This is a genomic window from Kocuria sp. KKT182, from assembly GCF_055635395.1.
The window spans coordinates 2,668,046-2,688,286 of record NZ_CM145757.1 but is presented as its reverse complement, the minus strand read 5'-3'; the positions used below and the strand labels follow the sequence as shown (position 1 = coordinate 2,688,286).

17 protein-coding genes are annotated in these 20,241 nt (G+C 73.2%); 9 read left to right on the top strand and 8 right to left on the bottom strand.

Annotation, left to right across the window (positions count from 1 at the left end):
- Positions 1–8: 8 nt before the first annotated feature.
- Positions 9–1,595, bottom strand: coding sequence for a polyprenol phosphomannose-dependent alpha 1,6 mannosyltransferase MptB (gene mptB, locus ACZ2G1_RS12620; RefSeq protein ID WP_470376901.1), 1,587 nt, complete (start codon positions 1,593–1,595; stop codon positions 9–11).
- 251 nt (positions 1,596–1,846) lie between these two features.
- Between mptB and ACZ2G1_RS12615 the strand changes: the two genes are divergently transcribed.
- A complete protein-coding gene (locus ACZ2G1_RS12615; protein ID WP_470376900.1) occupies positions 1,847–3,199 on the top strand; it encodes a glycosyltransferase 87 family protein in 1,353 nt (450 codons plus the stop codon).
- 64 nt (positions 3,200–3,263) lie between these two features.
- Complete coding sequence (locus ACZ2G1_RS12610) at positions 3,264–4,487, top strand: glycosyltransferase 87 family protein (protein WP_470376899.1); 1,224 nt, start codon at positions 3,264–3,266, stop codon at positions 4,485–4,487.
- Between the two features lie 34 nt (positions 4,488–4,521).
- Here ACZ2G1_RS12610 and ACZ2G1_RS12605 read toward each other — a convergent pair whose 3' ends face one another.
- From ACZ2G1_RS12605 to ACZ2G1_RS12595, 3 genes are all read right to left on the bottom strand, one after another.
- Positions 4,522–5,766 carry a heparan-alpha-glucosaminide N-acetyltransferase domain-containing protein gene (locus ACZ2G1_RS12605; RefSeq protein WP_470376898.1) on the bottom strand — a complete coding sequence of 415 codons (1,245 nt, stop codon included), beginning with the start codon at positions 5,764–5,766 and terminating at the stop codon, positions 4,522–4,524.
- A 153-nt stretch (positions 5,767–5,919) separates the two neighbouring features.
- Positions 5,920–7,185 (bottom strand): MFS transporter, encoded by a 1,266-nt coding sequence (locus tag ACZ2G1_RS12600; RefSeq protein WP_229587417.1) that lies wholly within the window; start codon positions 7,183–7,185, stop codon positions 5,920–5,922.
- 3 nt (positions 7,186–7,188) lie between these two features.
- Positions 7,189–7,548, bottom strand: a complete 360-nt coding sequence (locus ACZ2G1_RS12595) for a universal stress protein (protein WP_017831800.1) — start codon at positions 7,546–7,548, stop codon at positions 7,189–7,191.
- Positions 7,549–7,856: 308 nt separating this feature from the next.
- Here ACZ2G1_RS12595 and ACZ2G1_RS12590 point away from each other — a divergent pair, with 308 nt between their 5' ends.
- From ACZ2G1_RS12590 to ACZ2G1_RS12580, 3 genes are read left to right on the top strand one after another with little or no spacing between them, the layout of a single operon-like run.
- A complete protein-coding gene (locus ACZ2G1_RS12590) occupies positions 7,857–8,813 on the top strand; it encodes a tripartite tricarboxylate transporter substrate binding protein (protein WP_290467939.1) in 957 nt (318 codons plus the stop codon).
- Positions 8,813–9,388: a tripartite tricarboxylate transporter TctB family protein gene (locus ACZ2G1_RS12585; RefSeq protein ID WP_017831798.1), complete on the top strand. Its 576-nt coding sequence runs from the start codon at positions 8,813–8,815 to the stop codon at positions 9,386–9,388. Before ACZ2G1_RS12590 ends, ACZ2G1_RS12585 begins: the two co-directional genes overlap by 1 nt.
- Before the next feature lies 1 nt (position 9,389).
- On the top strand, positions 9,390–10,895 hold the full coding sequence (locus ACZ2G1_RS12580) for a tripartite tricarboxylate transporter permease (protein WP_031282151.1): 1,506 nt from the start codon (positions 9,390–9,392) through the stop codon (positions 10,893–10,895).
- Positions 10,896–11,070: 175 nt separating this feature from the next.
- Here the strand turns inward: ACZ2G1_RS12580 and ACZ2G1_RS12575 are convergent, their stop codons facing one another.
- The 3 genes from ACZ2G1_RS12575 to ACZ2G1_RS12565 are packed head-to-tail and all read right to left on the bottom strand — an operon-like array spanning position 11,071 to position 14,119.
- On the bottom strand, positions 11,071–11,850 hold the full coding sequence (locus ACZ2G1_RS12575) for an SDR family oxidoreductase (RefSeq protein WP_470376897.1): 780 nt from the start codon (positions 11,848–11,850) through the stop codon (positions 11,071–11,073).
- The gene (locus ACZ2G1_RS12570) at positions 11,847–12,929 is read right to left on the bottom strand and encodes a Gfo/Idh/MocA family protein (RefSeq protein ID WP_043738247.1); all 1,083 of its coding nucleotides are present in this window, start codon (positions 12,927–12,929) and stop codon (positions 11,847–11,849) included. Before ACZ2G1_RS12570 ends, ACZ2G1_RS12575 begins: the two co-directional genes overlap by 4 nt.
- Positions 12,926–14,119 carry a phytanoyl-CoA dioxygenase family protein gene (locus ACZ2G1_RS12565; RefSeq protein ID WP_017831794.1) on the bottom strand — a complete coding sequence of 398 codons (1,194 nt, stop codon included), beginning with the start codon at positions 14,117–14,119 and terminating at the stop codon, positions 12,926–12,928. Before ACZ2G1_RS12565 ends, ACZ2G1_RS12570 begins: the two co-directional genes overlap by 4 nt.
- A gap of 214 nt (positions 14,120–14,333) precedes the next feature.
- Between ACZ2G1_RS12565 and ACZ2G1_RS12560 the strand changes: the two genes are divergently transcribed.
- From ACZ2G1_RS12560 to ACZ2G1_RS12550, 3 genes are all read left to right on the top strand, one after another.
- Complete coding sequence (locus ACZ2G1_RS12560; protein ID WP_470376896.1) at positions 14,334–15,359, top strand: LacI family DNA-binding transcriptional regulator; 1,026 nt, start codon at positions 14,334–14,336, stop codon at positions 15,357–15,359.
- Between the two features lie 88 nt (positions 15,360–15,447).
- Entirely contained in the window at positions 15,448–16,044 is a 597-nt protein-coding gene (locus tag ACZ2G1_RS12555) for an RNA polymerase sigma factor (protein WP_017831792.1), read from the top strand.
- A complete protein-coding gene (locus ACZ2G1_RS12550; RefSeq protein WP_470376895.1) occupies positions 16,041–16,670 on the top strand; it encodes a methylated-DNA--[protein]-cysteine S-methyltransferase in 630 nt (209 codons plus the stop codon). Before ACZ2G1_RS12555 ends, ACZ2G1_RS12550 begins: the two co-directional genes overlap by 4 nt.
- 144 nt (positions 16,671–16,814) lie before the next feature.
- Here the strand turns inward: ACZ2G1_RS12550 and ACZ2G1_RS12545 are convergent, their stop codons facing one another.
- On the bottom strand, positions 16,815–18,266 hold the full coding sequence (locus ACZ2G1_RS12545) for an amidase (RefSeq protein ID WP_470376894.1): 1,452 nt from the start codon (positions 18,264–18,266) through the stop codon (positions 16,815–16,817).
- Positions 18,267–18,400: 134 nt separating this feature from the next.
- Here ACZ2G1_RS12545 and ACZ2G1_RS12540 point away from each other — a divergent pair, with 134 nt between their 5' ends.
- A complete protein-coding gene (locus tag ACZ2G1_RS12540; RefSeq protein WP_470376893.1) occupies positions 18,401–20,185 on the top strand; it encodes an N-acetylglutaminylglutamine amidotransferase in 1,785 nt (594 codons plus the stop codon).
- Positions 20,186–20,241 lie beyond the last annotated feature (56 nt).

Genomic DNA, 20,241 nt, shown 5'->3' with positions numbered 1-20,241 from the left:
CGGGCGCCTCAGCTCCGACGACGACGGCGTCGTCGGCGGCCGAGCCAGCCCGCCGGGCCGCCGTGGACGAGCAGGTGCCGGGTGTGGGGGTCCAGGAGCATCAGGTAGGCGGTGAACAGCAGGGCGGTGACGAACGCGATCGTCGAGGCGTCGACCGTCAGCTCGATGAAGGGCCACACGGAGAGCTGGTCCTGGGCGCCGAAGATCACGAAGAAGGTGATCACGATGTACAGGGAGCGGATCTGCCAGTTGTCCCTGATGCCGGTCGCGGCGAGGAAGGGGAGGAACCACAGGATGTACCAGGGCTGGATGATCGGGGAGAGCAGCACCACGGCGGCGAACGCCAGGCCGAGCCGGCGGACCACCTGGTGGTCGTCGCCGCGGAACATCAGGAGCAGGACCAGGCCGATGGCGGCGTACTGCAGGACGTCGCGCAGCACGGAGGCCATGGCCGTGCCCGGCAGGCCCACCGCGTTCGCGAGGTCGCGGACCTGCTGGCCCAGGAAGCCGGAGGGCGAGTACCCGGTGTACCCCGGCGTGGGGTCGACCAGCGCCCAGACCCACCCGGTGCCCAGCTGGTAGGGGAGCCCGCTCAGCAGCAGCACCCCGAAGCTGATCGCCGCCGTGGCCGCCCACAGGGCGAACTTCCGCCGCCAGGACGCTCTCGGCCCCGCCCACAGGAGGCCGATGAACGGCAACAGGAGGATGGTGATCGGCTTGATCCCGATCGAGGCGGTCACCAGGAGGACCCCGGTCACCGGGCGGCCCGTGGCCGCGAAGTACGTTCCCGCCACGGCCAGTCCGAGCATCAGCGCGTCGTTGTGCGCGCTGGCCACGAAGCTGATGAGGAACAGCGGGTTGGCCACCGCGATCCACAGCGCACGGGCCGGGTCGACCCCGTGCAGTCGCGCGAGCCTGGGCACGTACACGACGCAGAGGAGGACACCGGCGCAGGCCAGGATCCGGAAGAGCAGGACGGAGAGATCCGGCTGCGCGCCCGTGAGGGCCACGACCGCGCGCGCCAGCCACAGGAAGTACGGCCCGTAGGGCGTCCGGGCCTCGGCCCAGGTCGGGTCCGTGCCCAGCATGAACCAGTTCTCCAGGGCGGAGATGCCGGTCGTGTACGGGTTCTGCCCGGCCAGCATCAGACGGCCCTGGCCGACGTAGGCGTACACGTCCCGGGAGAAGATGGGCACGGCGAAGAACAGCGGCAGCGACCAGGCGCACACGGCCAGCACCACGGAGCGCTGGGCGCCCGCCGGCCCGCCCTGGAGCCGCTGCCCGAGCCGGAGCCAGGAGCGCACCAGCAGCATGGCGCCGACGGTCAGCAGCACGGTGCAGGCGTAGACGCCCCACCCATCGACCCGCAGCGCGATGACCAGGGGGTGGCGGACCATGGGCGAGCCGTTGGCGATCCACCCGGTGCCGACCGAGCCGACGAGCATCATCAGGGAGCCGACGAACCCCTGCAGGACGGCGACGTGCGCTCGCGGGTCCGGGTGGGCGCCGGGCGTGTCCTGGCGGAAGGGGACGGTGCTGACGGCCCGGCCCCCGCGGCTCCGCGGCCCCTCCGGATGCGAACCCCCTGCCGTCATGACGTGCGCTGATCCCCTATGTGTGTCGCTGCCGGGCGGACAGGTGTGCTGAGCGCTCTCCAGGAGCGTGTTCCAGCCATGATGCCACCTCATCGCCCCGGCGTCCCGGGACGCCGCCGCGCCCTCCGGCCCGGGGTCGCTGCGCACGGATCATGACGCCCGGTTCCGGTCGGTCCGCGCCCGGCCACGTAGCATGGTGGGGCAGCGGCCCTGTGGTCCTGCGACCCCACCCCCTTGACGAGGATTGACCCATGTCCACGGACACGACCTTCAGCATGCTCACCCGGTTCCGGAACCGCCTCGCGACCCCGCGGTGGCACGCCTGGTCGAGATCCCCGCGGGGACTGCTCGCCGGCTTCGTCCTGGTGCACCTCGTGTTCCTGGGATTCGCCCTGTCCCTGTCCCTGTCCGGCGCCGCCTTCAGCGACACCTACATCTACCGTGCGTGGGCCGAGGCCGGCTTCGACGAGCAGAACCTGAACGGGGAGCCCACCCCCTGGGTCTATCCGGTGCTGGCGCTGGTGCCCGTCGCGCTGGCCGGCGCGGCCGGCCCGGGGCCGTTCTTCTTCCTGTGGGTCCTGATGATCACCGTGCTCAACGGCTGGGCCGTGGGGAAGCTGACGGACTGGGGACGCGCCCGGCACGCCGTCCCCGCCGCGTGGTGGTGGCTGGGCTTCGTCTTCCTCATGGGGTGGCTGGGCTTCGCCCGCGTCGACGGGCTCACGGCCCCCCTGGTGCTCGTCGCCCTGGTCTACGGCGTGGCGCACCCGGTGGCCGCCTCGGTCCTGCTCAGTGTCGCCACCTGGATGAAGGTCTGGCCGGCGGCGGTCGTGCTCGCCCTCGTCACCGTGGTGCGCCGGCGGGTGGCGGTCGTCGTCGCGGGCCTGCTGGTCAGCGCGGCCGCGGCCGGGGTCGCCGCCGCCATGGGTGCGCTGCCGAGGCTCTTCGACTTCCTCACCCAGCAGGGGGACCGGGGCATGCAGCTGGAGGCCACGTTCACCACCCCGTGGCTGTGGTCGTCCGTGCTGGGGGTGGGCGGGTCCCGGATGTACATGAACACGGAGATCAACTCCATGCAGGTCGACGGCCCCGGCACGGCGACGATGGCCGTGCTCATGCAGCCGCTGCTGCTGGTGGCCGCCGCCGCGGTGACCCTCCTGATCGCCCGGGGCCTGCGCAACGGCGAGCGGTCCGGCGACACCGACCGGACCGAGCTGCTGCTGGCCGGGTCGCTGACCATGGTCACCGCCTTCATCGTGTTCAACAAGGTCGGCTCCCCGCAGTTCATGGTGTGGCTGGCGCCGGCCGTGGCCGTGGGGCTGACCCACCACTGGAGGGCGTGGCGGGTGCCGGCGGCCATGCTCATCGCCATCGCCCTGGCCACGTTCCTCGTCTACCCGATGTTCTACTGGGAGCTGAGCCACAACGACCCGGCCATGGCTCTCGTGCTGACCCTGCGCAACGCCCTGCTGGTGGTGCTCCTGTGGTGGTCGGCACGCCGCCTGTACCAGCTGGGCACCCGGCGCCCCGCCACCGCGCCCGCCACGGAGCCCGCCACGGCGCCCGCCCCCGCCGCGCCGGCGTCCGCTGCGAAGGAGGCCTGAGATCTCCGCCGCCCTCTTCGACCGGCTGACCCGCGTCCGCGACGCCGTCCTGCCCGCCCGCGCCGTGGCCTGGTTCGCCCGCCCGGCCGGCGTGTGGTGGGGCTTCGCCGTCGTCCACCTGTACTTCCTGGGCTGGATGATGTCCTTCGTCATCCACGGCGAGGCCTTCAGCGACACCGAGCAGTACCGCCAGTGGGCCATGGCCGGGTACGACCCGGCCGATGCCGGGGACGGGATCAGCCCGTGGGTGTACCCGGTGCTGGCGCAGATCCCGATCCTCCTGGCGGGGATCGCCGGCCCCGGCCCCTACCTGCTGGTCTGGACGCTGATCGTCACCGTGCTCAACGCCGTCGCCCTGGTCTGCCTCACGCGGGGCCGGCGGGCCCGGCAGGGCATCGCCCCGGCCTGGTGGTGGCTGTTCTTCACCGTGTTCCTGGGCTACCTGAGCTTCGCCCGGGTGGAGGGCATCGCGGCCCCGATCGTGCTGATCGGACTCCTGTACGCGTCCGAGCGGCCCGTGCTCGGCTCCGTGCTCCTGAGCGTCGCCACGTGGATCAAGGTGTGGCCGGCCGCCGTCCTGCTCGCCCTGTTCATCGCCTGCCGGCAGCGCGTCCAGGTGGTGGCCGCCGGGGTGGGGGTCACCGCCGTGGTGGTGCTGGGCACGTACCTGACGGGCGGCCTGCCGCACATCGCGGACTTCCTGGTCAACCAGGGAGAGCGCGGCATGCAGCTGGAGGCCACCTTCTCCACCCCGTGGGTGTGGGCGAGCGTCTTCGACGTGGCCGGATCGCGGATGGCCGACAACGTGGCCATCAACTCCACCGAGGTCTACGGGCCCGGCACCGAGATCGTCGCGTTCCTGATGCAGCCGCTGCTCGTGCTCGCCGTCCTCGCAGGAGCCGTCCTGCTGGTCCGTGCACTGAAGCGCGGGGCCGAGCGGGAGGAGCTCTTCTACGAGGGGGCGCTGATGATGACCGCGGTCTTCATCGTGTTCAACAAGGTGGGGTCCCCGCAGTTCATGATCTGGCTCGCCCCCGTCGTCGTGGCCGGGCTGGTGCACGACTGGCAGCGGTGGCGGACGCCGGCGGCGCTGCTGATGGGCATCGCGGTCACCACGTTCGTGATCTATCCGCTGTTCTACACCCCGCTCATCCACGCGCACCCGGCGATGGCGGCCGTGCTGACCACCCGCAACGTGCTGCTCGTCGTCCTGCTGTGCTGGTCCGTGCAGCGCGTGGCCCGGCTGCAGCAGGTCCCCGCCCGGCCCGCGGAGCTGGCCACCACCTGAGCCCGCGGCCCGTCTCCGCGGCGGGACGACGACGTCACCGGCCCGCCGCCGCGCGGGGACCGGCGCCCAGGGCCAGACCGCGGGCGGCGCCGGCGGCCCGGGCCAGGAGCCGCTCCAGCGGGCCCCGGCCGAAGGCGCGCTGCCAGGCCGCCGCGAACAGCGCCGCGACCGCCACGTGGATGAGGAACCACAGGAGCGGAACCTCGTAGTGGAGCATGGCGGCCAGGGCCAGCAGGTGCGCCGAGTAGAGCGTCAGGGTCATCGACCCCATCGCGCTCAGCGGCAGCAGCCAGCCACCGGCCCGCCGGGCCACGAGGAGGAGAAGACCCAGCACGGCGGCGCCGGAGCCGAGGTCCTGGAGGATCGCCACCGGGGTGTTGGTGTGCGGGCCGGGGATCAGCAGCCACCACCAGGAGGTGTCGGGCAGGACCGGGTCCGGCCCCCAGACGATGATCTCGTCGATCAGGTCCTCGCTCAGCCACGGGGTGGAGCTCATGAGCTGGTCGTAGCCCCCGGCCTGGAGGACCAGCACCCAGTACACCAGCCACGCCCCCACGGCCAGCGCGAGCCCCGCCACCAGCAGCCGGCCCTGGACGCGCACGGCCCGCAGGTTCAGCCGGCCGATGGCCATCCCGGCGAGCAGGTAGGCCAGGTACGGGACCGCGGGATAGGTGCCGGTGAACAGCACCTGGGCCAGGACGGTCCCCGGCTCGGCGAGCACGTCGGCGAAGGTCGGGTTGTACACCTCCAGCGCGGGCAGCGCTCCCCGGAGCGCCTGCATCAGCACCGGTCCCACCACGGCGGCCGCGGCGGCGAGACCGAACAGCGTCCGCGCCGGCAGGTGCAGGAAGGGGATCGCCAGCAGGAAGAACATGCCGTAGTAGACGAGGATGTCGTAGGCGGGCGGGTCCGCCGGCATGACCTGGTTGATCAGCAGCCCCAGCCCGGTGATCAGCACGGCCCGGACGAGCAGCCCCACGCGGTCCGCGGTCATCGTCCGGCCCCGGTGCGGGGTGCGCCCGCCGGAGGAGAAGGCCAGGCCCACCCCGGCCAGCAGCGCGAACAGGGCCGCGGCGCGGCCCGCGAACAGCTCCCACTGCAGCGTGGGCCCGTAGGTCTCGGGGTTCCAGGCGGGCAGGATGTGGATCGACATCATCCCGACCAGGGCGAGGCCCCGGGCGGCGTCGACCCCCACGAGCCGGCGCCTGCGGACCAGCGGCAGGACCGGGTCCTCCTCTGCTGACAGTGCACCGGGTGCAGGGTGGTGGACGTTGACCATGGCGGCGGGTTCCTTCTGTCGGACGTGCCGACGAGCTCCCGCCCGCCGGCCCGGACCTCTCGGTCCTTCTCGTCCTCCAGCTGACCAGCCGGGATTGTGCCGCCGTTGTGGCGTCCCTGTGCCGGGGCTGTCGAAGTGGTCCCCCGGTCCCGGCTACCGCCGCACGGTCTTCTCCAGCCCGCTGACCAGCAGCACCGCGCACGTGGACCAGATCGCCCCGGCCGGGCCGAGCGGCGCGGCCACCAGGCCGGCCAGCAGGGGCATGGCGACCTGCCCCGCCCGGTTGCCGACCAGCCGCACGGCGAGCGCCGAGCCCCGCCACGAGGTGGGCACGGCGGTGGAGACCAGGGTCATGGTGATCGGCTGGCCCAGGCCCAGGCAGAAGCCGCCCACGAACAGGAGCACCGCGGCGAGCCACGGCACCGTGATGACGGCCGGCGGGACGGCCAGGGTGATGCCGGCGCCGTAGAGGCTGACCAGCAGCAGCGCCCGGCGGGACATCCGGTGCGCGAGCCACGGCAGCAGGACGCGCGAGACGATCGAGGCGCCGCCGCGCACGGCCAGCAGGACGCCGATCCACGCCGGGGAGACCCCGGCCCGCTCCCCCACCAGCGGCAGGAAGGCCGTGAGGATGTCGAGCATCGCGAGCAGGGCCAGGGACGCCAGCATGTGGGACGGGATGCCGGGGACCTCGAGGATCCGCAGCATCGATGCCCGCGGCGCCGTGCCCGGGACCACCTCGAGCTCACCGGTGGCGGGAGCCGCCTGCGCCGCGGCAGCGCCGTCGTCGTTCCGAGCGGGGGCCCCGGCGGCCCCGGACGCCGGCCGGCGCAGGAGCATGACGGGCACCACGAGGACCGAGAGCCCGGCCCCGATCCACAGGGACAGGGTGATGTCGGCGACCCGCTCGGGCGAGGCGACGTCGCTGCCCGTGCCCAGGAGCACCCCGACCAGCAGCGGGCCCACCAGCTGCCCGGCGGAGAAGGCGGCGGTGAACCAGCCGAAGCCCTTGTCCAGCTGGTCCGGTGGGGAGAAGCGGGCGACCGCCGACTGCCCGGCGATGGTGAACACCAGGTGCCCCATGCCCAGCAGGGCGCTCGCCACGGCGACGAGCGCCACGCTGGGCGCCAGGGCCAGCGCCCCCGCGCCGAGGGCCAGGACCAGGGCGCCGACGACCACCATGGTCCGCAGGTCCCGCACCCGGTCGGTCATCCGGCCCAGCCACATGGCCGTGACGAGCGGGACCACGGCGTAGGCGGCCGTGACCAGGCCGACCGTCACGGAGTCGGCGTCCAGGGACAGCAGTTTGTAGGTGGTGACCGGGCGCACCAGGTTCAGGGCGGTCTGCGTGAGCAGGGCCCCGGCCACGAGGAACCACAGCCATGCTCCGGACCGGGCCCCCGGAGCGGTCGAGGCCATGCCTCAGGAGCGCCGGGGCTTGACCGCGATCACCGGGGCGTTGGCCTCGAGGAGCACCTGCTGGGCGGCGCTGCCGAGCAGCAGCTTGCCCACGGGGCTGCGGTGCTTCACGCCGATCACCACGGCGGAGGCGTTGACCTGCTCCGCGGCGTCGAGGAGCTCGCCCACGGCGTCCCGGTTGCGGGTGTCGGGGGTGCGGAAGGTGACGGGCACGCCGTTCAGCTCGCTCCCCTCGGGGTCGAGCTGGGCGCCCTCGAGGTTGAAGACCAGCAGGTCCTCCTGGCGGCGTCCGGCCTCCTCGACCGCGGCCGCGAGCGCGGCCTCGCCCTCGGGGGTGCTGGTTCGGGCAACGACGACGGTCATGGGAGCCTCCGCGGTGGGGTGGGGAAATCGGGTGGTGGGAAAGGGGCGTACAAAACGAGGTCCACCCTACGGCCGAACGTGTGAGGGACGTCTCTTCCGGTGTGAGCAGAATGCGCAGAACCAGCACAACGATCAGTACGCACGAAAGGTGGATCAACGGCCGACGCGTGACCCGGGTCACTTATCGTCGTCGGGAGAGGCTCGGACCGAGCCATGCACCCGCACCCTCCGACCCAGGAAAGTGGATCCCCGTGAGTTCACCACCAGATCAGGCCCAGCAGGGCACGCGACGCCGGCACCCGGTCGCCATGACGGTCTACGGCGTCGTCGCCGCCGCCGTGATCGGCCTGGCCGCCTTCTTCTCGTTCCAGTCCGCCACGGCCGGCTCGGACATCCGGGCCAACATGACCCTGATCGCCCCGGCCGGTGCCGGCGGCGGCTGGGACACGTTCATGCGGGAGCAGCAGCAGGCCATGCGGGTCAACAGCCTGGTCAACAACACCCAGGTGGTGAACATCCCCGGTGCGGCCGGCACCATCGGGCTCGGCCAGCTCTCCACCATGGAGGGCCAGGCCAACACCCTGATGGTCACGGGTGCGGGGCTGGTCGCCGGTGTCGCGCAGCTGGACTCGGCCGTCACGCACGACGACGTGCGCCCGATCGCCCGGGTGGTCGAGGAGTACGACGTCGTCGTGGTCCCCGCCGACTCCCCCTACGAGACGATCGACGAGCTCGTCGAGGACTGGCGGGCGAACCCCGCCGAGGTCGCCTGGACCGGTGGCGGCACCTTCGACCAGCTCGTCATGACCGAGCTCGCCCTCGAGACCGGCATCGACCCGTCCGAGACCACCTACATCCCGAAGTCCGGCGGCGGCGAGGCCACCCAGGCCCTGATCACGGGCACCGCGGACGCGGCCACCTCCGGGTACATGGACGTGGCCGACCAGATCGAGGCCGGGCGCCTGAAGGCCCTGGGCATGGCCGCCCCGGAGCGGCTCGAGGGCGTCGACATCCCGACCCTCACCGAGCAGGGCTACGCCGTGGACCTGGCCAACTGGCGGGCCATCCTGGCCCCGCCCGGGATCACCGACGAGGAGTTCGCCGAGCTGCGGGCCCTGGTCGAGGAGTCCATCGCCACCCCGGAGTGGCAGGAAGCCATCGAGCGCAACAAGTGGACCGAGGTGTACCTCGCGGGCGACGAGTTCGACGAGTTCATGGCCTCGGAGCAGGAGCGCATCGCCATGCTGGTAGAGGAGATCTCCTGATGAGCACCCCCACGTCCTCGCACACCGGCGCCGCCGGAGAGCACCTGACCGACGTCCGGCCCCCGGAGGAGCAGCGGCCGGACACCGAGAGCTCCTGGTGGAGCGGGCGCAGCGGCCTCGTGGTGCCCGCGGTGATGGCCGCCTTCAGCACCTACCTGCTGATCGGCGCCCTGACCATGGACATCCCGGAGGGCACCGACTTCCCCGGCCCCACGTTCTACCCGCTGATCCTCACCGTGGCCGGCTACGTCCTGGCCGCCCTGCTCACCCTCCACTACCTGCGCACCCCCGAGCACCCCGAGGAGCTCTCGGCGCGCACCTGGCGGAGCCACTCGGACTGGTCCGCGGTGCTCTGGTCCGCGGGCGGGTTCCTGGCGTTCGCGCTGAGCCTCGAGGTGCTGGGCTGGATCCTGGCCGCCGCCCTGCTGTTCTGGGCCGTGGCCCGGGGCTTCGGCAGCCGCCGGCCCCTGTTCGACATCTCGCTCGCCCTGCTCGTGAGCAGCGCGATCTACCTGGCATTCACCGTCGGCCTGGGGCTCACCCTCCCGTCCGGCATCCTGGGAGGCGGTTTCTGACATGGACGCACTCAATCTGTTGATGGACGGGTTCGCCGGCGCGCTGACCCCCATGAACCTGCTGTGGGTGGTGGTGGGCTGTCTGCTCGGCACCGCCGTGGGCGTGCTGCCGGGCCTGGGCTCCTCCATGGCCGTGGCCCTCCTGCTCCCCATGACCTTCGCCCTGGACCCCACCGCGGCGTTCATCCTGTTCGCCGGCGTGTACTTCGGCGGCCTGTTCGGCGACTCGACGATGGCCATCCTGATGAACACCCCGGGACAGGGCTCCGCGATCGCCTCGACCTTCGAGGGCCACAAGATGGCCAAGGACGGCCGGGCCCCGCAGGCCCTGGCCACCGCGGCCATCGGCGCGTTCATCGGCGGCATGGTCGCCTCCGTGGTCGTGGTCTTCCTGGCGCCCAAGCTCGCCGACTTCTCCGCGAACTTCGGCCCAGCCGAGTACTTCGCCCTGGCCCTGTTCGCCTTCGTGGCCACGTCCTCGGTGGTCTCCGACTCCGCGGTCAAGGGCCTGGCCTCCCTGGTCCTCGGCCTGGGCATCGCCACCGTGGGCATCGACGCGATCTCCGGTTCGGAGCGCTTCACCTACGGCTCCGCCAACCTGTTCGACGGCATCTCGCTGGTCACCGTCTCGGTGGCGATCCTGGCCCTGGGCGAGGTCTTCCACGTGGCCTCCCGGATCCGCCGCGACCCGGCCGCCCACCAGATGAAGGTCACCGGGCGCCCCTTCCTCTCCCGCGCCGAGCTCAAGGAGGCCGCCCCGGCGTGGGCGCGCGGCACCGCGATCGGCCTGCCCTTCGGGGTCATCCCGGTCGGTGGCGCCGAGGTGCCGACGTTCATGTCCTACGACCTCGAGCGCCGGCTCGACCGCCGCCGCCCGAACCCGGTGTTCGGCAAGGGCGCGATCCGCGGCCTGGCCGCCCCCGAGGCCGCCGGCAACGCCACCACCGGCACCGCGATGGGTGCGCTGCTGGCCCTGGGCCTGCCGGTCTCGGCGACCGCGGCGATCATGCTCGCGGCCTTCCAGCAGTACGGCCTGCAGCCGGGCCCGCTGCTGTTCGACCGGGCCCCCGAGCTCGTGTGGGCGCTGCTGGCCAGCTTCTTCATCGCGATGGTCGTGCTGCTGGTCATCAACCTGCCCTTCGCCCAGCTGTGGGCGAAGCTCCTGCTGATCCCCAGCCAGTACCTCTACGCCGGGATCACGGTCTTCTGCGGCCTGGGCATCTACGCGACCTCCGGGGCGATCTTCGACCTGCTGCTGCTGCTCGGGCTGGGCGTGCTGGGCTTCATCATGCGCCGCCACGGCGTGCCGGTGGCCCCGCTGCTGATCGGCATGGTGCTGGGCCCGCTGGCCGAGACCAACCTGCGCGACGGCCTGCTGTCCTCCAACGGCGACTACTCGGTCTTCGTCACCGGGCCCATCCCGCTGGTGCTCTACGGCCTGCTGTTCATCGTGCTGGCGCTGACCGTCCGGTCCAAGATCGTCAACCGCGCCCGCCAGGACGTGTAGTCCCCCGCCCTGCCCGCACGCCGGACCCCGGCGTGCGGGTGCCCACGATGCCCGCCCCTCACCACGCCTCCGTGTGGTCAGGGGCGGGCATCGTGGTCACCGGGCCGTGCGGCGCGGATCGGCTCGATCGGGCTCGGCCGGTGCGGAGAGCACCCGTGACGCCGCACCATGGTGCTCAGTCGTAGCCGCCCACCACGGTCTGGTCCCAGTCGATCACCGACCCGGTGACCACGCCGCTGCGCGGGGAAAGCAGGTAGACGAGGAACTCCGCGATCTCGTCCGGGTCCCCGAGCCGGCCCATGGGCAGCCCCGCAGCGGCCCGCTCCTGCCAGTCGTCCCCGGCGCCGTGGGCTTCGCGCTGGATCCAGGCCTCGCCCTCGGTGGCCGTCCAGCCGATGTTCACGCCGTTGATCCGGATCCGGTCCCACCGGTGGGCGTGGGCGGCGTTGCGGGTGAGTCCGGCCAGCCCTGCCTTCGCCGCGACGTACGGCGCCAGGTAAGGCTGGCCGCCGTGGGCGGAGAGACTGATGACATTGACGATCGCGCCGGGGGCACCACGGCTCCGGAAGTGCCGGATCGCCTCGGACATGATGAGGAACGGCGCCCGCAGGTTGACCGCCACGTGCTGGTCGAAGAGCTCCGCGGTGGTGTCCAGCATGGTCCCGCGCGTGGTGAGCCCGGCCGCGTTGACCACGGCGTCGAGCCTGCCGAACCGCTCCACCGTGCGCGGCACCACGGACGCGGCCTGCCCGGTGTCTGCCAGGTCCGCGCCCACGAACTCGGCGTCCGCGCCCAGGTCCCTCAGCCGCGCCACGGTGTGGCGCCCGGCGTCCGCGTCCCGGCCGGTGACCGCGATCCCGGCGGCTCCCTCGAGGGCCGCCCGGCGGGCGGCGGCACCCAGACCGCGTGTTCCTCCCGTCACGAGCGCCACGGCGTTCTCGAGCTGTCCGCTCATGCCTGTCGTCCCTCCCGGCTCGTTTTCGCGGCCGTCGGTTCCGCCCCGATCCTCGTCCTGATCTCCGCCACCTCGACCCGCCGCCCCTCCGCCGCCGACCGCGTCGCGGCCTCGGCGAGCACGCTCGCGGCCAGCCCGTCCTCCAGGCCCGGGGAGCCGGTCTCCTCCCCGCGGACGGCCCGGACGAACCGGTGCAGCTCCGCGGCATAGGCGTCCCGGTAGCGCTCCAGGAAGAACGGCTCGCAGGGGTCCGCCCGGCCGCAGCCCGCCGGCCCTGACGCTTGCACCGTCGTCGGCAGCGGATTGCCCACGGTGAGCGTCCCGAGCGGCCCGGAGACCTCCAGCCGCTGGTCGTAGCCGTAGGAGCAGTGCCGCGAGTTCGTGATGACCACCTGCTCCCCGCGGGCGCCCTCGAGGACGGCCACGGCGGTATCGGCGTCGCCCGGCTCGGCGATCTCCCGGCTGAACACCGTGGAGCCGGAGGCCGTCACGCGCACGATATCGGGCACGAAGAACCGCGCCATGTCGAGGTCGTGGATCATCATGTCGCGGAAGATCCCGCCGGACCCGGCGAGGTAGCCCGCCGGAGGCGGGGCCGGGTCCCTGCTGGTGATCCCCAGCTGCTCCACCGGGCCGATCTCCCCGGCCCGCACGCGGGTCCAGCAGGCCGCGAAGTGGGGGTCGAAGCGTCGGTTGAACCCGATCATCGCCGGAGGCCTGTCGGCCGGCGGGTGCTCCCGCAGAAGGTCCGCCGCGCGGCGCACGTCCAGGTCGAGGGGCTTCTCGCACAGCACCGGGATTCCCAGGCGCAGGGCCGCGTCGACGAGTTCGGTGTGGGTGGGGGTCGGGGAGCAGACCACGCACGCGTCGATCTCCCCGGATGCCAGTGCCTCGAGCGCATCCGTGCCGTGCGCGGCGCCGTACCGGCCGGCCACCGCGGCGGCTGCGGCCTCCACGACGTCGACGACCCGCGTGAGGACCGTGTCCGGATGGACGGCGAGAGCGGCGGCGTGGACCTGGCCGATGCGTCCGGCGCCGACGAGGAGCACAGCCAGGGGCCGGGTGCCGGCCGCGCTCATTGCCGCACGCCGGAGCGCCGTCGCGCCATGGCGCGCAGGCCGTCCCCGACCTCGGCCGGCTCCGTGCCGGCCTCGAGGTGGTGCAGCACGAACTCGGCCTGGGTCCGGGGGGCGAGCCCGCCGACCGGCTGGTCGAGGTCGAGGTCCGCGGGGAACGCGTAGCCCTCGGCCGAGGCGGCGACGACGTTGCGCAGCCAGCGCTCCGGCGCGCCCTCGGCACGCCGCCGGAGCAGCACGGGGTACAGGGCCGTGGACATCGCCGTGCGGTCCACGGTCTCCATGGCGCGCCCGAAGCCGGAGGAGATCTGGAGCAGGTTGGCCATCCGGCGGATGTTGCGGGACCGGTTGTGCCCGGCACCGTGGAAGAGCGCGGGATTGAAGAACACGGCGTCGCCGGTGGACAGCGGCAGCTGCACGTGGTGCCGGTCGAAGTACTCGACGAACTCCTCCTGGTGGACGGCGAGGTAGCCGGGAGCGTACTTCTGCGAGTGCGGGAGGAACATGGTCGGTCCGGACTCCACCGGCATGTCCCCGTGGGCGACCGCGCCCTGCAGGGTCAGCGCCGGGGAGAGCAGGTGCACGTGCGCGGGGTACCGGGCGGCCTGCTCTGCGGACATGAAGCCCAGGTGGTAGTCCCGGTGCGCCGTCTGGGCGGCCCCGCCCGGATTGACCACGTTGATCTGGGAGGTCACCTGGTAGCCGGCCCCCAGCCACGCCTCGGAGACCAGGGCGATGAGATCGTTCGCGTAGTAGTCGGCGAAGGCCTCTGGGTCGGCCAGCGCGAACTTGTCGGCCGCGCCCCACACCCGGTCGTTGGCGCCGGGAGCGGCGAAGTGGTCCCCGGCGGCGGTCCCAGCCTCCTTCTGGGCCCGGATCAGCCCCTCGAACGCGGCGGTCGCCCGGTCCACGACGGCACCGTCCGGGAAGGCGCCCTGCAGCACCACCACGCCGGGCCCGCACTCCAGGGCGTGCGCAAGCTCGGCCTGGACCTCCCGCCGCCGCGCGGGGTCCTGGACCACCGCCTGCAGCCCGGGCCCGTACAGCAGCACGTTCTGCTCGACGGCGGTGGCGTGGGGATACTCGGCGGGATCGGTGACGACCTCCACGTCCTCGCGGAAGTCCTCGAGCCGGCAGTCGGCGGGGGTGAACCAGCGGGCCGCGCGGCGGGCGGTGGCGGGGTCCAGGGTCATGGCAGTTCCTCTCTCCGGCAGCCCTCGGTGCAGGGCCTCGTGCAGGGCCAGCCTTCCGCTTGCCGCGGTGCCGGGCAATGCCCATTTCCCTCAGGAATCCCTCAGTCCTGTACTCCGCGAGCCCGGCAGGGATAGGCTCCGGAACGGCCCGGCTCGGGACTGCTCCGGGCCGGTCGGTTCCCGAATGCTCCCGCACGAGATCAGGAGACCCGAAGTGCCCCACCGCTACCCGATCCGGGAGATCGCCCGCCAGGCGGGGGTCAGCGACGCCACGGTCGACCGCGTGCTGCACGGCCGAGCCGGTGTGCGGGCAGGAACCGCCGGGCTCGTGCACCAGGCGATCCGGGACCTGGACGCCCAGCGCACGCAGCTGGAGCTGACAGGGCGGCGGTTCATGGTCGACGTCGTCGTCGACGCCCCCACGCGGTTCACCGCAGCCGTCCGGCAGGGACTCGAAGCAGCCCTGCCCGGTCTGCGCCCGGCCGTCTTCCGGGCACGGTTCTCCTTCCAGGAGCGGTGGGACCCCGACGGCTGCGCGGAAGTGCTGCGGCGCATCGCCGACCGAGGCACCCAGGGCGTGATCCTCAAGGCCCCGGACGTACCCGTGGTCAGCACCGCGGTGGCCGAGCTCGAGGCGGCCGGCATCCCGGTGGTCACGCTGGTGACCGATCTGCCGGACAGCCCCCGCCGGGCCTACGTGGGCTTCGACAACCGAGCGGCCGGGGCGACCGCGGCCTACCTGGTGGAGCAGTGGATGCGCGACCGCCCCGGTTCCGTGGCCGTGGTCGTGAGCAACGACTGGTTCCACGGCGAGGAGGAGCGGGGCAACGGCTTCCGGAGCACCCTGCGCGCGCTGGACCCGGAGCGGGCGGTGCTGGACCTGCCCGGCGGCGACGGCCTCGACCGCACCACCCGGGACTTGTTCCGCAGGGCCCTGACCGAGCACCCGGAGCTCGACGCCGTCTACTCCGTGGGCGGCGGCAACCGCGGGATCATGGCCGCCTTCGACGACGCCGGGCGCGCCCCGCGGGTCGTCGTCGGCCACGACCTGGCTCCGGAGAACGTGGAGCTGCTGCGGGCCGGGCGGATCCACGCCGTGCTGCACCACGACCTCGAGCAGGACCTGCAGCGGTGCTGCAGGATCGTCATGGAGGCCCACGGCGCGATCCCTCCGGAGGAACGCCGCCACCACTCGATGATCGACGTCATCACGCCGTACAACGTGCCCGCGGGCCTGTGATCGGCCGCCGGACGGTGCCGGTCCCCGCAGCGGAGTGGCCGTCCGGCGCCGATCTCACGTTCCGTCCGGTGCGGACGTCTACGAGGTGATGGACACGAAAGAGCCTTTCGAGACGCAGGTGACCCGGCACGGCCCCGTGGTGTGGCGGGTCTGCCGGGCAGTGCTGAGCACGTTCGCGGACGCCGAGGACGCGTGGTCGGAGACGTTCCTGGCCGCGCTGCGGGCGTACCCGGACCTGCCGGCCACGGCGAACGTGCAGGCGTGGCTGGTGACGATCGCCCACCGCAAGGCGGTCGACGTCCTCCGGGCCCGGTCCCGGGCGGCGGTGCCCGTGGCCACCCTCCCGGAGCCACCGGCCCACCGGGACGCCCCGCACGAGCACGACTCCCCGCTGTGGGCGGCGGTGGCCGCCCTGCCGCCCAAGCAGCGGCACGCCGTGGCCTACCGCTATCTGGGCGGACTGCCCTACCGGCAGATCGCCGAGCTGCTCGGCGGCACCCCGGAGGCCGCCCGCCGGGCCGCCTCGGACGGCGTGGCCGCCCTCCGCAAGGCCCTCATCACGACCGCCCCCGCGAACGGCACGGGAACCCGCGCCGGGAACCACACCGAGGCTCTCCCGGGAAACCGCGCCGGGAACCGCACGGGGCACCACACCCAGCTCGACCGGACAGGAGAGGACCGATGACCACGAACACCCTCGGCTCGACCCCGCGCTCCCCCCTGCGGAGCCTCCGCGCCGACCCCGTGCCGGAGACCGTGCTGCGCGGTCTGCACCGGCGCCTGGAGGAGGGGGCCGCCCGGGCGGGGTTGCTCGACGTCGCGTTCACGACCGTCAGCACCCCGGTGGGCGTGCTGCTGCTGGCCGCCACGGAGAAAGGGCTGGTGCGGGTGGCCTACGCGCGGGAGGACCACGATGCGGTCCTGCAGGACCTGGCCCGCCGGATCAGCCCCCGGGTGCTGCACGCCCCGGTCCGCCTGGCACCGGCCGTCCGGCAGCTCGAGGAGTACTTCGCCGGGACGCGCACCGGCTTCGACCTCCCGCTGGACCGGTCGCTCTCGCACGGGTTCCGGCGCCTCGTCCAGGAGCACCTGCCCGACATCGGCTACGGCCGCACGGAGAGCTACGGCGCGGTCGCCCGGTCGGTCGGGCGCCCGCAGGCCGTGCGGGCGGTGGGCACGGCCTGCGCCACGAACCCCCTGCCGGTGGTCGTCCCGTGCCACCGCGTGCTGCGCGGCGACGGCGGCCTGGGCGGGTACGTCGGCGGCCTGGAGGTCAAGGCGGCGCTGCTCGAACTGGAGGCGGCGGCCTGAGCACGTGCGGCCGTTCGGCACGACCCGGCTCCCCCGCCCGGAGCGCCGCCGCCTGACATCCCGTCCGGAGCATCGTGCTCCGACGCCGCGGCCCGGCGTCACGCCCCGAGGTCACAGTCCGGCGTGCCGGCGTCGCGCCGCACCTCAGAGGCGCGGCGCGACATCCGCGTGCCGGGTGGCGTGGTCGTAGGAGCGGGCGGTCCGGAGCAGCTCGACGTCGTGCCCGTGCGCGGCGACGAGCTGCAGCCCCACGGGCAGCCCGCCGGGGCTGAAGCCGCCCGGCACCGAGACGGCCGGGCACCCGGTGGCCGAGATCAGGCTCGCCGAGCGCATCCACTCGACATATGTCTGCATCGGCACACCCGCGACCGTGCGGGGCCAGCGCTCCTCCGACGGGAACGGGAGCACCTGGGAGGTGGGTGTCAGCAGCACGTCCCAGCGGTCGAAGAACGTGCGCACCGCCTCGTGCAGGCGCGTGCGCGCCAGGGCGGCGTCCATGAGCTGCTCGGCGGTCAGCGCCAGGCCCTTCTCGACGTTCCACACGATCTCCGGCTTCACGAGCGCGCGGTGCTCCGCGACCACGGTGCGCAGGGCGACGGCCATGTCGAAGGCCCGGGTCACGTCGAACACCTCGTCGGCGTCGCGCAGGTCGGGGACGGCCTCCTCGACCACGGCACCGAGCTCCTCGAACACCCGCGCCTGGGCGACCAGCACCTCGACGATCTCCGGCTCCACCGGGACGCCGAGACCGAGGTCCGTGCTCAGCCCGATCCGCACGCCGGCCAGGGGGCGGGCCCCCGGCTCGGGCGGGTCCTCCGCCGCGAGCGCCCGGAACCCGGTCCGCGGGGCCGGGCAGTCCAGGGGGATCCGCGGGTCGGGGCCGGCCAGCACGGACATGGCCAGGGCGAGGTCGTCCACGCTGCGGGCCAGCGGGCCGGAGCGGCCCAGCCACGCCCAGGCGTTGCCGGTGGGGGCCGAGGGCACGACCCCGGCGGAGGGCCGGAAACCGGCGATGTTGCAGAACGCGGCCGGGTTGCGCAGGGACCCGCCCATGTCGGAGCCGTCGCCCAGGGGTTGGATCCGGGACGCGATCGCCGCGGCCGCCCCGCCGCTGGACCCGCCCGCGCTGCGGTCGAGCGCCCAGGGGTTGTGCGTGGTCCCGAAGACCTCGTTGAAGCTGTGGGAGCCCGCGGCGAACTCGGGCACGTTGTTCTTCCCGGTGCTGATCACCCCGGCCGCCGTGAACCGGGCGACGATCAGGTCGTCGTGCTCCGGGACGTGCTCGGCGAACACCGGGGAGCCGGACGTGGTGCGGATCCCGGCGGTGGCGTGGGTGTCCTTGTGCGTCATCGGCACCCCGTGCAGGGGCGGCAGCTCGGCGGCGGGCGTGGCGGCGGTGAGCTCGTCGGCGCGGGCGGCGGCCGCGTACGCCTGCTCGCGGACCTGCGTGACCACGGCGTTCACGGCGGGATTCACGGCGTCGATCCGGGCGAAGTGGGCGTCGAGCACCTCCCGCGCGGAGACCGTGCGGGCCCGGACGGCCGCGGCGAGCTCCCGCGCGGAGAGCCGGCAGGGGTCGGTGGTGTCGGTGGTCATACAGGCACCGTACGCCGGGCTCCGGTCCCCGGAAGGGCGCTCGGCGGCGTGCCCCCGTAGCATTGGAGGATGCTCTCCCTCCACGGACCTTTCCTTCCGATCCCGTCCCGGCCCCGGAGCGGAGGTGAGGGCTGATGTGCGGCATCGCCGGTGAGGTCCGGTTCGACGGCGCCGCCGCGGACCCGGGCACGATCCACCGCATGACGTGCGCCCAGGCCGGCCGCGGCCCGGACGGGCAGGGCGCCTGGGCCCAGGGGCCGGTGGCCATGGGCCACTGCCGGCTGAAGATCGTCGACCTGAGCCCCTCGGGCGGGCAGCCGATGGTCGACTCCCGGCTGGGGCTGTCGATCGTGTTCAACGGGATGATCTACAACTACCGGCAGCTGCGCGAGGAGCTGCGCGGGATGGGCTACGAGTTCTTCTCCACCTCGGACACCGAGGTGGCCCTGAAGGCCTACCACCGCTGGGGCCGGGAGTGCGTCTACCACTTCCACGGCATGTTCGCCTTCGCGATCACCGAGCACACGAGCGGGCGCACGGTCCTGGCCCGCGACCGGCTGGGCATCAAGCCGCTCTACGTCGACCACACGGGGGCGCGGCTGCGGTTCGCGTCCACGGTGCAGGCGCTGCTGGCGGCCGGGGACGTCGACACCTCGATCGACCGCACGGCCCTGTCCTACTACCTCACCTTCCACTCGGTGGTCCCGGCCCCGCGCACGATCCTCAAGGGCGTGCGGAAGATGCCGCCGGCCACCGTGCGCACGGTCGAGCCCGACGGCTCGGCCTCGGACCACGAGTACTGGAACCCCCAGTTCACCCGCGACGAGGACCGCTCGGGCTGGTCCGAGCAGGACTGGCAGGACGGGCTCGTCGAGAAGCTGCGCACCGCGGTGAAGCGGCGCATGGTGGCGGACGTGCCCGTGGGCGTGCTGCTCTCCGGCGGCATCGACTCGAGCCTCGTCGTCGCCCTGCTCGCGGAGAGCGGGCAGGAGGACCTGCAGACGTTCAGCATCGGCTTCGAGTCCCGGTGCGAGGAGTCCGGGGACGAGTTCGAGTTCTCGTCCCTCGTGGCCCGCCGCTTCGGCACCGACCACCACCAGATCGCGATCGACGACGCCCGCCTGGTCCCGGCGATCGACCGGACCGTCGCCGCGATGAGCGAGCCCATGATCAGCCACGACTGCGTGGCCTTCTACCTGCTCAGCGAGGAGGTCTCGAAGCACGTCAAGGTGGTGCAGTCGGGGCAGGGCGCCGACGAGGTGCTCGGCGGCTACCACTGGTACCCGCCGCTGGCCGACGTCGCGCGCGACGACGCCCGGAAGACCTACTCCCAGTCGTTCTTCGACCGGCCGTGGTCCCGGCTCGCGAAGGTCCTCTCCCCCGAGTGGATGGCGACCCACGACGCGCCGACCGCGTTCATCGAGCGCCACTTCGGCCGCCCCGGCGCGGAGACGGCCGTGGACGCCGCCCTGCGCACCGACTCCACGGTGATGCTCGTGGACGACCCCGTGAAGCGCGTGGACAACATGACCATGGCCTGGGGCCTCGAGGCGCGGGTGCCGTTCCTGGACCACGAGCTCGTGGAGTTCGCCGGGCGCATCCCCCCGGAGCTCAAGCTCGCCGACGGCGGCAAGGGCGTGCTCAAGCGCGCGGCGCGCGGCATCGTCCCGGACGAGGTGATCGACCGGAAGAAGGGCTACTTCCCGGTCCCGGCGATCCGCACCCTCGAGGGCGGGACCCTGGACCGGGTCGAGGCCGCCCTGACCGACCCGGCGGCGGTGCGGCGCGGGCTCTACAACTCGGAGGTCGTGGAGACACTGCTGGCCGACCCGAACCAGCACCACACGCCGCTGCGCTCGAACGTGCTGTGGCAGCTGGGCCTGCTGGAGATGTGGCTGCAGGAGAACGGCATCTCCTGACGGCACGGGACCGGACTCCCGACGACGGCGCGCCCCTCCCCCCGCTGCGGGGGGAG

What these genes read in the sequence shown, in the direction of transcription:
- ACZ2G1_RS12590 (WP_290467939.1), top strand. Translation starts at nt 7,857, where the DNA reads ATGACGGTCTACGGCGTCGTCGCCGCCGCCGTGATCGGCCTGGCCGCC.
- ACZ2G1_RS12545 (WP_470376894.1), bottom strand. Translation starts at nt 18,266, where the DNA reads ATGACCACCGACACCACCGACCCCTGCCGGCTCTCCGCGCGGGAGCTC.
- ACZ2G1_RS12580 (WP_031282151.1), top strand. Translation starts at nt 9,390, where the DNA reads ATGGACGCACTCAATCTGTTGATGGACGGGTTCGCCGGCGCGCTGACC.
- ACZ2G1_RS12555 (WP_017831792.1), top strand. Translation starts at nt 15,448, where the DNA reads ATGGACACGAAAGAGCCTTTCGAGACGCAGGTGACCCGGCACGGCCCC.
- ACZ2G1_RS12565 (WP_017831794.1), bottom strand. Translation starts at nt 14,119, where the DNA reads ATGACCCTGGACCCCGCCACCGCCCGCCGCGCGGCCCGCTGGTTCACC.
- ACZ2G1_RS12540 (WP_470376893.1), top strand. Translation starts at nt 18,401, where the DNA reads ATGTGCGGCATCGCCGGTGAGGTCCGGTTCGACGGCGCCGCCGCGGAC.
- ACZ2G1_RS12605 (WP_470376898.1), bottom strand. Translation starts at nt 5,766, where the DNA reads ATGGTCAACGTCCACCACCCTGCACCCGGTGCACTGTCAGCAGAGGAG.
- mptB (WP_470376901.1), bottom strand. Translation starts at nt 1,595, where the DNA reads ATGACGGCAGGGGGTTCGCATCCGGAGGGGCCGCGGAGCCGCGGGGGC.
- ACZ2G1_RS12600 (WP_229587417.1), bottom strand. Translation starts at nt 7,185, where the DNA reads ATGGCCTCGACCGCTCCGGGGGCCCGGTCCGGAGCATGGCTGTGGTTC.
- ACZ2G1_RS12550 (WP_470376895.1), top strand. Translation starts at nt 16,041, where the DNA reads ATGACCACGAACACCCTCGGCTCGACCCCGCGCTCCCCCCTGCGGAGC.
- ACZ2G1_RS12595 (WP_017831800.1), bottom strand. Translation starts at nt 7,548, where the DNA reads ATGACCGTCGTCGTTGCCCGAACCAGCACCCCCGAGGGCGAGGCCGCG.
- ACZ2G1_RS12585 (WP_017831798.1), top strand. Translation starts at nt 8,813, where the DNA reads ATGAGCACCCCCACGTCCTCGCACACCGGCGCCGCCGGAGAGCACCTG.
- ACZ2G1_RS12575 (WP_470376897.1), bottom strand. Translation starts at nt 11,850, where the DNA reads ATGAGCGGACAGCTCGAGAACGCCGTGGCGCTCGTGACGGGAGGAACA.
- ACZ2G1_RS12615 (WP_470376900.1), top strand. Translation starts at nt 1,847, where the DNA reads ATGTCCACGGACACGACCTTCAGCATGCTCACCCGGTTCCGGAACCGC.
- ACZ2G1_RS12570 (WP_043738247.1), bottom strand. Translation starts at nt 12,929, where the DNA reads ATGAGCGCGGCCGGCACCCGGCCCCTGGCTGTGCTCCTCGTCGGCGCC.